The organism is Streptomyces sp. NPDC052064 (genome assembly GCF_055585925.1).
Genome location: NZ_JBVJJE010000015.1, coordinates 19090 through 31823 on the forward strand (window position 1 = coordinate 19090; position 12734 = coordinate 31823).

Below are 12734 nucleotides of genomic sequence, written 5' to 3' on the forward strand. Positions count from 1 at the left end.
ACCGCGCCACGTACGGCGCCTTTGTTAGGACCTCTTAGAGGGCATCTGATCTATGTTCACGCCGTTGTGAGTGGGATGTCCGTTTCGATTCGCCAGGTTGATGCTGATTCCCCGGTGAGTTCGCGGGACATTTTGTTAGCCATCGCCCAGTGGATCATCGCCCGGGATCTCTGCGGGAGAGCTTCGTAGTCCCGCACCAGGCGGCGGTGCTGCATCAGCCAGCCGAAGGTCCGCTCGATCACCCACCGCTTCGGCAGCGGCGCGAACCCCTTCACCCTCGGCCGCTGCACCACCTCCACATTGATGCTCAGCCCGGCCCCGTGGTTGAAGATGCTGCTCTGGTAGCCGCCGTCGGCCCAAACCGTGGACACGCTGGGATGGGCAGTGGCCAGGTCCTCGAGCAGCAGCTTGCCGCCCACGGTGTCATGCACGGACGCGGCGGTGACGAGGACGGCCGACACCAGGCCGAGCGTGTCCGTGATCAGGTGCCGTTTGCACCCTTTGATCTTCTTGCCGGCGTCGATGCCCTGGCTGGTCCCAGCCACGTTTGCCGAGGTCTTCACGCTCTGCGCGTCGACCACGGCTGCGGTCGGCTCCGCGCTGCGGCCGTGCGCGCGGCGGGCCTTGTCTCGTAAGAGGTCGTGCACCTACCGGGTCGTACCGTCGGCTTCCCACTTTGCGTAGTAGTCGTAGACGGTCTTGTACGGCGGGAAGTCGTGGGGCAGGTACTCCCACGGAATGCCGGTGCGGTTGACGTAGAGAATCGCGTTGACGATCTCTCGCAGGTCATGCACCGAGCTGCAGTGCCGGGCCCGGTTCGTCTGGCCCGCCAGGTGGTGAAGATCGGTTCTATCAACGCCCACCGGGCATTGGACACGTCACTGCGATACGGACGACGAGCACTCACACACCGTGCAACGACCCTCATCGTCACCGGTCACAAAACCATCCCTAACTACCAACTACATAGATCAGATGCCCTCTAAGCGATCGCGCGGAGGGCGGCCTTGATCAGGCGGTGGTTCTCCGGGGCGCCACCGCCACCGCCCGGGACGAACTGGCGCATGGTGTAGCTGTAGGCGAGGCCGGTATCCGGGTCGGCGAACGACTGGGCTCCGACCGCGCCGCTGTGTCCGAACGCCCGTGGCCCGAGGACCGGGTAGCGCACGCCCTGGGCCTCGAACCCGAGCAGGAAGTGGTCCTCCTCGCCGGTCACCAAGTCGGTGCCCGTCCAGCGGGCCGTGGTGAACTCGGCGACGGTTCCCGGCTCGAGTAGCGGCGGCTGCCCGGCCACCTCGCCGATGGCCGCCGCGTACATCCGGGCCAGGCCACGCGCGTTGCCCACCCCTCCCGACGAGGCGGGACCGAGGGCCCTGGCCCGTCGCGTGTTGGCGAACGTCACCAAGTCGGCCGGCTGGGCAGCATGCTGGTTGAAGGCGATCCCGGCGAGGCTGTCCGGGTTCGGCATCACCTGGGGGCCGTGTGCCGGTCGCACGGGGACGTACCGCGGTTCGAGCGAAGAGGGCAGGCCGAGGTAGAAGTCCAGCCCGTGCGGTGCGCGGATCCGCTCCTCGTACAACTCCTGGATCGACAGTCCGGTCGCCCTGCGCACCACCTCGCCCGAGAGCGCGCCGATCACCCAGGCGTGGTACCCGTACGCGTCGCCGGGCCGCCAGAACGGGCGCTGGCCCGCGAGCCGTTCCGCGAGTGCCCGGTCGTCGGCCAGCTCGTCGAGGGTGAACCCGCCGTCCACCCCGATCACGCCGGACCGGTGCGCCAGCAGCTCGCGCAGGGTCAGTTCACCCTTGCCCTCGGCGGCGAACTCCGGCCAGTAACCGGCAACAGTGCGGTCGAGGTCCAGCACGCCTTCCTGCACCAGCAGCGCAACGACCAGGTGGGCCGCACCCTTGGCAGACGAGTACAGGGCGAGGAGCGAGTCGCCGGTCACCCCCTCGCCCGCCCACAGATCCACAACCTGGCGGCCGTGCCAGTACACCGTGAGCTGGGCGCCCTGGTCCGCCGGCAGGACGGCGGCGAACTCGTCCCGCACGTTCTCAAAGCCGTCGGCGGTGATCCCGTGCACAGGTGTCATCCGTGTCGTTGTCATTGGTCGGCCACGGTCCCCCGCTCGTCGCTGACCAGGTCGCCGAGCGTCACGAAGAAGGCCGCGATGCCCGGCGTATTGGCGCCCCTGGATCGGGAAGCGGCGAGGTCCTCCGGCGAACGCCAGCGGACAATGTCGAGCCACTCGTCACCCGGCAACCGCACCAGTTCAGCGCCCAGAAATCCCTCTCGGTCAGCACTGAAGTCCGCCACCATCCCGGCGCGGGCGGCCAGCATGGCCTGGGTTTTCTCGGACACCACCCGGAAACGGGTCAGTTCCACGGTCGCTGTCATCTTGTCCCCCTCATCTCCCCAACGACCGTACAGTCACCTTTGACGATAATCAAGATAGGTGACTATCATCTTTAGTGACCAATGGGAGGCATCATGAGGCGCAGTGAACGCAAGCGGACGGATCCCGACCTCGGCGTGCTCACCGGCAAGCTGCTCTTCGCCGTCCAGGACGAGCTGTTCGCCACCCTCGCCGAGCAGGACCACCCCCATCTGCGCCCGCAACACGGCGTGGTGCTCGCCTACCTGGATGCCGAAGGCAGCCGCGCCACCGACCTGGCCCGCCGGTCCGGGCAACACAAGCAAGTCGTCGGCAAGCTCATCGACGAGCTTGAGGCCCTCGGCTACGTCGAACGACGCCCCGACCCAGCCGACCGCCGGGCCAAGCTCGTCGTACCGACCGAGCGCGGCCTGGACCAGATGACTCGCTCCGACGCAATCCTGGCTGCCATCGAGCGCCGGCACACCAAGGCCGTCGGCTCCGACGCCTACACGGAGTTCAAGCGTCTCTTCCGCGAAATCACCGACCGCCAACGCGCTTGGCGGACCATCCCGTAGGGCGCTGCCCGCGCGGCGCATCAAGGTCCGCCCGCAGGCTCGCATCGTTCAATCTCAGCGCCGATATGGACGACCGTAGCCATCGCAACAGGTGTTGCGCTATCCCTCGATGGAGTGGCGCAAGCATCTCCTATGTGCGACACCCCGTGAGTTGTCCTGAGCCCCGCTGAGCCTCGGCCACTGTGGCCAGGGGGTACTTCCTTCCGGGTGTCTTGCTGCCGGGTGACGTAACGTCGGGATTCCTGAAGCGCTCTCATCTCCTCCGGCTGATCTGCGGTCGGGCTGAAGGCGAGGAGGCTCGGGTTGGCGCTGGGCTGGGCTGGCCGCCGACGGGAGGTCCCCGTCGTGGTCAGCCGATGAGGGCCTCGGTGATCTGTCGGGTGGTCTGCGCGGCGACGCGGGGGTTGACGGCAGCGTAGGAGGTGTAGGCGTTCAGAGCGGTGGTCAAGGCCCAGCCGCGCCCCCGGGTCCAGGTGGCGTCGTCCACCCCGAGCGCGGCCCGGAAGGCAGCCCGGCTCCCGGCCGACATCAAGGTGAAGGCAATGGTCAGGTCGCAGGCCGGGTCGCCGATGCCGAGCCCGCCGAAGTCGATGACCGCGCTGAGGCGGCCGTCGAGGATCAGCAGGTTGCCGGTGTGGAAGTCGCCGTGGAACCAGACCGGAGGGCGATCCCATCCGGGGGCGCCCAGCGCCGCGTCCCACAGGTCAGTCATGGCCACGGTGTCGAACACCCCGTCGACCTCCGTGATAGCGGCCCGCGTCGCGCGGTCCCGGTCGGCCAGTGGCCGACCGGTGAGGTCCTCGCGGACGTCCCCATCCAGGATGTCCTTGGGCGCGAACTGCTGAAGGGCGGTCAGGAACTCCGCCAGCTCGACGGCGGCCACGGACGAGTCGGCCAACGCCTCGACGGTCGCCACCTCTCCGTCCAGCCAGCGAGACACCGCCCACGGCCACGGACAGCCGAAGGCGGGCTCGCCCACCCCCACCGGTACTGGGATGGACAGCGGCAGGTGCGGAGCGAGCCGGGGCAGCCATTCGGACTCCTTCTTGGCCTGCCCAACGGCCCCGGCATGGCGGGGCATCCGGACGGACAGCTCCTCGCCCAGCCGGTAGATCACATGGTCCGAGCCAGCCGGGTCGAGCAGTTCCAAAGGCAGCTCGGCCCACTGTGGGAACTGCGCATCGACCAGGCGCCTGACCAGTGCCACATCGATCGCCGGATAGATGTCCGCGGTTCTCTCGGTTGCCAAGAGCAGCTCCTGCGGTCGGCCCCCTCCGTGCGACGGGCAGTCGGAGCCATCACAGTGCGCCGCGGGCTCGCCTGTCGACCGGATTTATCGGCTGGGCGTCATCCGCTGGGCGGATACCCGCGCCAGCTTCTCGAAGCCGAGCCCGATCCCGACCCAGTCGCACAGAAGAGCGTCGAGGTTCCACAGCGAGACACCCAGGCCCGCCACCGGGCCTGGGTGTCTCGCTGTGAGACGTCCTGTCAGGGCTTCAGGATCAACTCATTGCCCCTTTGACGCGTATCCGGGTCACACCCCGGGCCCGCTTTCCCCGGTCAGGCGCCCGGCGTGCGGAGGTAGTACCAGGTGTTCGGGCCGACCTTGCCGTCCCGGGCGATGCCCTTACGGCCCTGGAAGGTCTTCACGGCGCTCTCGGTGTCGGCGCCGAAGATGCCGTCGACGCCCGACGATCCGATGGACACGCCGTGGAACCTCAGCAGCGCCTGGATCTCTCGTACCTTGTCGCCCCGGTCCCCTCGGTCGCTGTACGGGTTGGAGACCTCGTAGCCGCAGTACCAGCCGATGAAGTCCCTGACCTGGCACCTCGCCGCGGCGGCCGAGACGGACGCCTCCTGGGCCGTGGCACCGGCCGGGGCCGCGGACGCGCTCGTGGCGCCGGCGAACAGGCCGGAGAGCAGGGCACCCGCCGTGAGTAAGCCGGCGGCCTTGGTGCGAACGTGCATGGAAATTCCCCCTGTACGTGAAGTTTGGCGCCCTCGCGGACGGACCACACCGGCCCCTCGATCGATGAGCGATATCTTGCTACTTCCAGTCGCTGCAGAACCTGTCGTACTTCCGACGTTGCAGAACTCCACCTTCAACCACTTGACGTCGACGTGGGAGTGCTGGGCGTTGGACTTGATCGTGCCTGCGCCGCCCGTCGCGCTGATGAACGTCTTCTCCGCCCAGTGCCATTCGCCCCGATCGTGCCACCAGTAACTCAGGGACACCTTTGGGTAGCGACCGTCGGCGGCTTCAGCGGACCCCCGCACCGGCGGCGCAGCCTCGGCCCCGCGTCGGCTGCGGTTCCCGCTCGAAGACGACCGGGCCCCGTGTGCCATGCCTATTTCCAGGCGCTGCAGTGGGAGGAGCCGCTGCCGATGCCACAGATGCGGACGTTGGCGTAGCGGATCTCGACCTCGTAGTTGGACCAGACCTTCTTTGTGTTCTGGCCGTTTCGCGGGGCGGAGACGAAGTCGCGGTAGGTCGTCTTCCAGGGATCGCCGCTGTACTTGATGCGGTACTGGTACCGGACCTCGATCTCGGCGCTGCGCGAACGGCTGCCGGCGGCCCGGCCATGGAGCTCCACCTCGTAGCCGGACCAGCTGATCGTGACGTCTCCCCATACCCCCGCCCGTTCCAAGTCCACGGACCGCCAGTGGTCCCAGTCCCTGTACTCATTGGTCTTGTACCAGTGGCGGATGGCTTGGGCTGAGGCTGCCTTCTGCGCCGTGATGTCCTGCCGTGCAGCCTGGCCCGCGGCGTTGCCAGGCTGGGTGCTTGCCATGGTCGGGCTCGCCGGCCCGAGGAGCGTAGCCGCCCCTAGGGCTGCTGCGGTGACGCCCATCGCGGCGTGCTTGTGCATGTACCCCATACCTCTCCTTCGACTCACGGGCACGGCTTGTGCCCACGGCCACAGGCTCCCGGATCCCGGGGGCGTGCCGTTCGGGTGGTTCGGCATCGAGTCCACTGGGTTTGGGGTTGTTGCGCAGCCGTGTCCCCGGCGTGAAACAAAGCAGATCACAGGCGTGGGTTGGCGAGATGGTGTCTTTCACGGTGGTGGGGCGCGTGTTGGGATGAGACGCCGCTGCTGGTCACGGAGGCGGTACGGGGGAGGAAGCGATATGGGGCGTCCGGAGGCGGCCCTCGATCCGGGGCGGGGGCCGGTTCAGCGGTTTGCGTTCGAGTTGCGCAAGCTGCGTCAGGAAGCGGGCGGCATCACCTACCGGCAGATGGCCCGGCAGGTGGAGGTCTCGGTCACCACCCTGTCGAGAGCGGCCAAAGGAGAGCAACTGCCCTCCCTGCCGGTGGCCTTGGCCTATGTGCGGGCGTGCGGCGGCGATGAGAAGGCGTGGGAGCGGCGCTGGCGCGAGGCAGTCACAGAACAGGCCCAGGCCGCCGACCTCGTGGCGGACGAGACCGTCCCTTCCCCCTACCGTGGCCTGGCCCGGTTCGACGTGGGCGATGCGGATCTCTTCTTCGGCCGCGACGAGATGACCGATGCGCTGGCCCGCGCGGTGACAGAGCACCGCGTGTTTGCGGTCTTCGGGCCGTCCGGTAGCGGCAAGTCATCCCTGCTGCGGGCGGGGCTGATTCCCCGCCTGCGCAGCCTCGACGGACCGCAGCGGCCGACGGCGGTGCGGATCCTCACTCCGGGCGAGCATCCGCTGCGCACCCACGACACCGTGTGCGCACCAGCCCCGGGCGAGGGGGACACCTGGCTGGTCGTGGACCAGTTCGAGGAGGTCTTCACCCTCTGCCGCGACACCGGCGAGCGGACGGGCTTCCTTGCCCGCCTGCTGGCCGCCGCCGAGCCCGCAAGTCGGCTGCGCGTCGTCCTCGGCGTACGCGCCGACTTCTACGGACGCTGCGCCGAGCACCGCGAGCTCGCCGACGCCCTGCGTGAGGCCAACCTGCTAGTGGGACCGATGAGCCCGGCCGAGCTTCGCGAGGCCGTCGTCAGGCCCGCGCAGTCGGCCGGACTGATCGTCGAGCGCGAGCTGACCGCCCGCCTGGTAGAGGAGGCGCACGGCGAACCGGGCGGACTGCCACTGCTCTCGCACGCCCTGCGGGAGACCTGGCGGCGCCGCCGCGGCCGGGCGCTCACCATGGAGGCATACGAGGCGGCGGGCGGTGTGCACGACGCGATCGCGCAGACCGCCGAGGAGATCTACACCCGCCTCTCCCCCGACCACGCGGAGCTCGCACGGCTGATCCTGCTGCGGCTGATCGCCCCCGGCGAGGGCTCCCAGGACACCCGGCGCCCCGTCGACCGCGCCGAACTGGGGTTCGCGCCCGCCGACGAGGTCACCGTGGTCCTCGACCGCCTCGCCCAGGCCCGTCTCCTCACCCTCGACAACGACACCGTCGACCTGGCCCACGAGGCCCTGATCACCGCCTGGCCCCGCCTGTCCGGCTGGATAGACGAGGCCCGCGAACGCCTGCGCACCCACCGCCGGCTGACCGAGGCGGCACACGCCTGGGACGAATTGGACCGGGACGCGGGGGCACTGTACCGGGGGACGCGGCTGGCGACGGCGGAGGAACACCTCGACGAGGAACAGGTCCTCACCCCTCTGGAACGGGCCTTCCTCACCGCGAGCCGCACCACGCATGCAGGCGAACTCCGTCGCAAGCGCGGCCTGCTCACCGGCCTCGCCGCTCTCCTCGTCCTCGTCCTCATCGCGGGCATCACCGCATGGCAGCAGTCACGGACGAGCGATCGGCGCCATACGGAGGCGGAGGCACGCCGGATCGCCGCGGTGGCGGACAGCGTCCGGTTCGCAGATCCCGTGCGGGCCATGCAACTGAGCGTCGCCGCCTGGCGGTTGGCCGAGACCACGGAGACACGGTCGGCGTTGCTGGGGGCGACGACCCAGCAACAGGAGGACAGGTTCTCCTTCCCCGACACCGCCTCCCAGCCCATCAAGCAGCGGCTGGCCGCCGACGGGCACACCCTGCTCGCCGTGTATCCCGACAGCATCCGTACCTGGGACCTGCGTACCCGCCGCCTCACCCACACTTACCGAGGGCTCGGCGAACTGCTCCACGAGGGTGAGGGGATCGACGAGTGGACCGACACCGTGGAGTTGTCCCCGGACGGCCGCACGCTCGCGCTCGTGCAGGAGAAGGGGGTACTGCTGTGGGACATACGGGCGGAGCGGATCGCGTGGCGCCTGGACGGCGAATCGCTGTCAGAGGTGCGTTTCGGTCCCAGCGGCCGCACCCTGGTGGCGGATGACATCGGCACGTCGCACCGCCTGCGCGTCTGGGATGTGCGCAATCACCGGCTCCGCATCACAGTGGACTTGGGATTCGACGATGCCATGACCACGGGGGAGACGGCGATCAGCCCGGACGACCGTCTGCTGTACGCCTGCAGCGACGACCGTCCGCCGGAGGTCTGGGACATCGCCGAGCGGCGGAAACTGGATCTGCCCCGCCTGGCCGCACTCGGCCGTGACGCCTGCCACGCCCAGGACTTCGCCTTCTCGCCCGACAGCCGCTCACTGGCCATGGCGACCGATACGGGTATCCGCCGCTGGGACCTCCGCTCCGGCCGCGAGCTCCCCCGCCTCGCGGCGGGCTCGCCGTACTGGCTGCGGTTCAGCCCGGACGGCAGGTTCCTCGCGGCCGTGGTCGACGGACACATCCTGGTGTGGCGGCTCTCGGTTCCCGACACCCCCGTGTACCGCCACGTCCTCGTCAACGAACAGCCCGAGGAGTTCGAGTTCGACCTGCCGACGCGTACCCTGCGCTACCGAACCGAGTACAGCACGACGGTGCGAACAGTGAGCCTGGGGCCCGCGGTGACCACACGCTGGCACGACACCGACAACGACTATCCCCTGTCGCAGTTGGCTCCGGACGGCCGCACCCTCGCCCTCTTCCAATCCCCGCTCGGCGGAACGACACGGCTGCGGTTGCAGGACACCCGCAGCGGCCGGGCCCTGGCCACCCCGCCCGTCGACCCGTGCGCCGCCGACGTGCTCGATCCGTCCGACCCGGAGGACATCGACTGCTACGACATGGTGGTCTGGAGCGCGAACAGCCGCTACGTCGCGGTCGGCAGGGTCGGAGAAGACTCCTCCGGCGTCCGCGCGGGACGACAGCGGATCATCGTGTGGGACGTGAGGGCCGGCCGCGCACACGCGACCGTCGACATCCGCCCCCAGGAGGAGGGCTTCTCCGACATCTTCGGCATCGCTCTCAGCCCGGACGGCGACACGCTCCTCGTCGCTCGTGAGCTGCCGCGGGCAGTGACCGAGGTGTGGGACCTGCGCGAGCAGTGCCAGGTCAGGAAGGCCAGGTCCATGACCGGCATCAGCGGACTGGGCATGGTCGTACGCCCCGACATGGGCAAGGTCGTGGACATGAGTGGTGCGGTCGCCGATCCGCGCTCGGGCCGAGTGGTCCAGCGCACGCTGACCGAGGACCAGACCGAGACGCTCGCCTTCAGCGCCGACGGCGCGTATCTCGCGGCCTCGGACAGCGGAGGGCGCGTGACCCTCTGGGACGGCGACGTACACACCCGCCACGACGTGCTCGCCGGCACCTACACCGGGGCTCCGTTCCCCGAGGCCGACAGCAACGTCACCGCGCTGGCCTTCTCACCAGACGGCCGCACCCTTGCGGTCGCCGGCCTCTCCGGCACCCTCCAACTCTGGGACACGGCCTCCCGCAGCCTCCTGGGCTCCGCCCTCCCCACACCGGGCGATCCCATCCTCTCCGTTGCCTTTACCGAGGACGGCGACACGCTCTACACCACGGGCAAGAACGTACGGCTCCAGCGCTACGAGATCGCCCCCGAACGTCTGGTCCGCCAGGCCTGCACCCGGGCCGGCTCCGGCCTCTCCCCGGGGGACTGGAAGACGTACCTCCCCGACATCCCGTACCGCATGACCTGCTGACCCGACGTCTGGCGCAGAGAGCCAATGGACAGTCCCGGGCAGCGGGCGAGGGGATCCGGCGCCGCGCGCCAGCTGATAGACGTCGGAAGCGGAGCGCGCGTCTTCATCTGGGGGCATGGTTGAGGGCACGGGTGAGCTCTCGGTTGGCGGCCCGCGCAGCCTCCAACTCCTCTACTTTCTCGCTGAGTTCACCCTGTTCATTCGCTAGTTCCTGCTCAAGCATGACGACCCGCCGCTGAAGCTGATCAAGGTCGGTTGAAGCCCCCATGCCCGATTCGCTCCAGGCGCTCTCACCCAGCTGCTCGGAGAGGCGCTTCTCGAGCTGGCGAACACGAGCCGCCAGACGCGTGTTCCTGGCGAGCGCGTTGGCGAGGTCGGCTTGGAGTGAGGCGCGACTGACGGCGGCCTGTCGGCTCCCGTCAACCGGCATGGTCGCCGCTGCATGGACGCGTTCGAGAAGGTCGCGGTGCCGGTAGAGGAAGGTGCGATCGACTCGGGCGGCCCTGGCCAGTCCGGAAACCGTAATGTCGTCGCTGGCTCTCAGGGCTGAGTCGAGCGCCTTGATCACACGCTCGCGACGCCGGACGGAATCGGCTCGTTTTCCGTCGATCTTGGTGGATGTCATGCGGGCCTCTCGAGACGGAAGTCGGGCAGGGGCTGGCCGACTCGTGGCATGCCGAGGGAGACGGTCTGCCGGGAACGGCGGATGATGCTCACGGCCTGTTGGATCTCGGCGCGGTCTTCTTCTGTGAGGCTGTCGAGGTCTTCGCGGACACGCTTGATCAGACGCCGGAGGCGAGTGATCTCCTGGTCTGAGGGCATCGCTTCGCTCTTGGCCCAGTCGTCCGCAGTGGCGAATGCGGCGAGTCGCTCACGGTTGCGGAGTAGGTCGGCCAAGTACGCCTCGAGGTCTGGCAGGTAGGACACGTCGGTGCGGAAGTGGCCGCAGCCGACGCAGCGGAAGCGCACCGGGCAGGCGTGTCCGCCGGCTGCAACGTTGGCCGGCTCGGTGCAGACGCCGTAGGGAACCTGGGTCTCGCCGACTGCGCGACGGGCATGCTCCGATTCGAGGACAAACTTCGCCTGCCGCCAGATACGATTCCCCGTGTCGGTCGAATTGCATTGCGGTGACTCGCTCAACTGCTTCGCGTTTCCGTCTTTCGCTGACGCGGTAATAGCGCTGGGTGGTGGCGAGCTGGCGGTGATCCATCAAATCTCTGAGGGCATCGACCGGGACCCCGGCATCCGCATGGCGCTGGGCGTATGTGTGCCGGTAGGCGTAGGGAAAGAGCTTTGTTTTGTCGAAGGGGATCATCTTCCCACATGCCACCGGCCATCGCGTCGAACGCCTCGGTGCGCACCGCATGGTCGCCGTCCGCACGGCCCTTGACGTACAGGGCGGGCCAGCGGGTCTCGGCTCCCGGCGGACAGGCCGCCACCAGAGCCTCGCTCGTGTCGCCGACGACGCGCAGAGCGTGCTCGCTCCACACGCGGCCGGAGCGGTGCACGTCGCGCCGTACCACCGTCTGTCCCGACTCGAAGCTGCGCACTCGTTCCTCCTCCTTCGCCGCGCCCGCCGGTGATCTCCTGCCCCGTCCCTCCGGACGGCTCCAGGTAGCGCTCCCGGCGGCGGTACGCGGCCGGCCTCTCCGTAGAACGGGAGGCGCGCCGCGGGTGACCAGCCGTGGTCGGGGCTGGACGCGGCACGGCCGAGCCGTGGTCGGCGCGGTGGTCCGGCTCACGGTCAGCGTCGTGGTCACGCCGACCCCGGCAGCATCTCAGCGTCGGGTCAGCTTCTGCGAGTTGCGGTCGTGCCAGAGGCCGGTGATGCGGGAGTTCTCAGAAGTCCCGCCGCGACGGTGGTGGCACGGCGCGCGCGCAGGCTGCTGGCCAGACACAGCACTGCACCGAGCGCGAGCCAGGTCACCAGGACGATGACTGGGTGAGTCGCTCCGTGGCCGTCGAAGAAGGCCGTGGAGCGCAGCAACTGGCCACCTGCCCCGGGCGGCAGCAGTTGGCCGAGCGTGCCGGACCAGCCGGGCAGCATCTCGGGTGCGGTCGAATTGCCTGACAGGGGATTGCCGATGAGCATCATGACGACGGCGCCGAGGCCGAATCCGGCGTAGCCGAGCAGTGACTGCAGCCCGATGATGCTCAGAGAGGTGGCCGCCATGGTCAGTGCGATGGCACCGGAGTTGGCAGGATAGGAGCCACCCAGGGAGCCGAGCCAGAACTGCAGGATCGCTGTCACGGCCAGGCCGGCGGTGATCGCGAAGGCGAGCGCCCCTGTGACTCGGCGTGCAGTGCCGCGGACGAGTCTGGTCAGCAGCAGCGCGGCCAGGAGGCTGCCCATGACCAGGGGCAGGGCTCCGGCGGCCAGGCCGGCGCCGCGGGGGTCGTCGGCCGGCGGGGTGACGAGGTCGCGTATGGGGGACGTCCCACTGGTGCCGTGTCCCTGCGCCTGGCTGAGCCCGATCGCGACGCTCTGCAGGGTCTGGGCGACCGCCGCGCCGGCGGCCGAGGCGGTGATGACCTGCGGGGTGCCGGAGCTGACGTCGATCGCCCCGTACACCTCCCGGTCGCGTATCAACTGTTCGGCGGCTGCGGTGCCGGCGACCTCGGTGATCGCGAAGCCGTCCGGCAGACGTTGGTCGAGGGCGGCGCTGACCTGCTCGACTGCGGCGGCCGGCCCGGCGACCGCGATCGGCACATCGTGTACGTACGACCGCACCGACGGCCAGGTAAAGGCCGTGAGCAGCACACTGATGATCAACGTGAGCAGAGCGACCGCCCTGGCCACCGTCGGCCAGGGCGACGGCCGTATGCCGGTTGCGCGCGGGACCGGAGTATCCATGCCTCTCCTCAGT

The 12734-nt window shown here is 69.1% G+C and carries 11 protein-coding genes and 2 pseudogenes; 2 read left to right on the forward strand and 11 right to left on the reverse strand.

Annotated features, from left to right (window positions below; all coding sequences use genetic code 11):
* Positions 1-56 precede the first annotated feature (56 nt).
* The 3 genes and pseudogenes from ACZ6TU_RS33510 to ACZ6TU_RS33520 all read right to left on the reverse strand — a co-directional run bounded on the left by ACZ6TU_RS33510 (position 57) and on the right by ACZ6TU_RS33520 (position 2397).
* A pseudogene (locus tag ACZ6TU_RS33510) lies at positions 57-907 on the reverse strand (IS5 family transposase).
* 75 nt (positions 908-982) lie between these two features.
* Entirely contained in the window at positions 983-2092 is a 1110-nt protein-coding gene (locus tag ACZ6TU_RS33515) for a serine hydrolase domain-containing protein (protein WP_467679513.1), read from the reverse strand.
* 11 nt (positions 2093-2103) lie between these two features.
* Positions 2104-2397 carry an antibiotic biosynthesis monooxygenase gene (locus ACZ6TU_RS33520; protein ID WP_467679515.1) on the reverse strand — a complete coding sequence of 98 codons (294 nt, stop codon included), beginning with the start codon at positions 2395-2397 and terminating at the stop codon, positions 2104-2106.
* Positions 2398-2490: 93 nt separating this feature from the next.
* On the opposite strand from ACZ6TU_RS33520, the gene ACZ6TU_RS33525 reads away from it, so the two are divergent.
* The gene (locus tag ACZ6TU_RS33525) at positions 2491-2952 is read left to right on the forward strand and encodes a MarR family winged helix-turn-helix transcriptional regulator (protein ID WP_467679516.1); all 462 of its coding nucleotides are present in this window, start codon (positions 2491-2493) and stop codon (positions 2950-2952) included.
* 349 nt (positions 2953-3301) lie between these two features.
* Here ACZ6TU_RS33525 and ACZ6TU_RS33530 read toward each other — a convergent pair whose 3' ends face one another.
* The 4 genes from ACZ6TU_RS33530 to ACZ6TU_RS33545 all read right to left on the reverse strand — a co-directional run bounded on the left by ACZ6TU_RS33530 (position 3302) and on the right by ACZ6TU_RS33545 (position 5831).
* Entirely contained in the window at positions 3302-4201 is a 900-nt protein-coding gene (locus tag ACZ6TU_RS33530; protein ID WP_467679518.1) for an aminoglycoside phosphotransferase family protein, read from the reverse strand.
* An 84-nt stretch (positions 4202-4285) separates the two neighbouring features.
* Positions 4286-4408 carry a hypothetical protein gene (locus tag ACZ6TU_RS33535; RefSeq protein WP_467679520.1) on the reverse strand — a complete coding sequence of 41 codons (123 nt, stop codon included), beginning with the start codon at positions 4406-4408 and terminating at the stop codon, positions 4286-4288.
* 104 nt (positions 4409-4512) lie between these two features.
* Positions 4513-4920 carry a peptidoglycan-binding domain-containing protein gene (locus ACZ6TU_RS33540; protein ID WP_467679522.1) on the reverse strand — a complete coding sequence of 136 codons (408 nt, stop codon included), beginning with the start codon at positions 4918-4920 and terminating at the stop codon, positions 4513-4515.
* A gap of 380 nt (positions 4921-5300) precedes the next feature.
* Positions 5301-5831 carry a hypothetical protein gene (locus ACZ6TU_RS33545; protein WP_469552653.1) on the reverse strand — a complete coding sequence of 177 codons (531 nt, stop codon included), beginning with the start codon at positions 5829-5831 and terminating at the stop codon, positions 5301-5303.
* Between the two features lie 250 nt (positions 5832-6081).
* Between ACZ6TU_RS33545 and ACZ6TU_RS33550 the strand changes: the two genes are divergently transcribed.
* On the forward strand, positions 6082-9867 hold the full coding sequence (locus ACZ6TU_RS33550) for an nSTAND1 domain-containing NTPase (RefSeq protein ID WP_469552655.1): 3786 nt from the start codon (positions 6082-6084) through the stop codon (positions 9865-9867).
* Between the two features lie 103 nt (positions 9868-9970).
* On the opposite strand, the gene ACZ6TU_RS33555 is transcribed toward ACZ6TU_RS33550, so the two are convergent.
* From ACZ6TU_RS33555 to ACZ6TU_RS33570, 4 genes and pseudogenes are all read right to left on the reverse strand, one after another.
* On the reverse strand, positions 9971-10492 hold the full coding sequence (locus ACZ6TU_RS33555; protein ID WP_467679528.1) for a DUF6262 family protein: 522 nt from the start codon (positions 10490-10492) through the stop codon (positions 9971-9973).
* Entirely contained in the window at positions 10489-11007 is a 519-nt protein-coding gene (locus ACZ6TU_RS33560) for a hypothetical protein (protein ID WP_467679530.1), read from the reverse strand. The genes ACZ6TU_RS33555 and ACZ6TU_RS33560 overlap by 4 nt, the downstream gene beginning before the upstream one ends.
* Before the next feature lie 79 nt (positions 11008-11086).
* Positions 11087-11233: pseudogene (locus tag ACZ6TU_RS33565) on the reverse strand (hypothetical protein); the annotation flags it as partial.
* A gap of 423 nt (positions 11234-11656) precedes the next feature.
* On the reverse strand, positions 11657-12721 hold the full coding sequence (locus tag ACZ6TU_RS33570) for a hypothetical protein (protein ID WP_467679532.1): 1065 nt from the start codon (positions 12719-12721) through the stop codon (positions 11657-11659).
* Between the last annotated feature and the right edge of the window lie 13 nt (positions 12722-12734).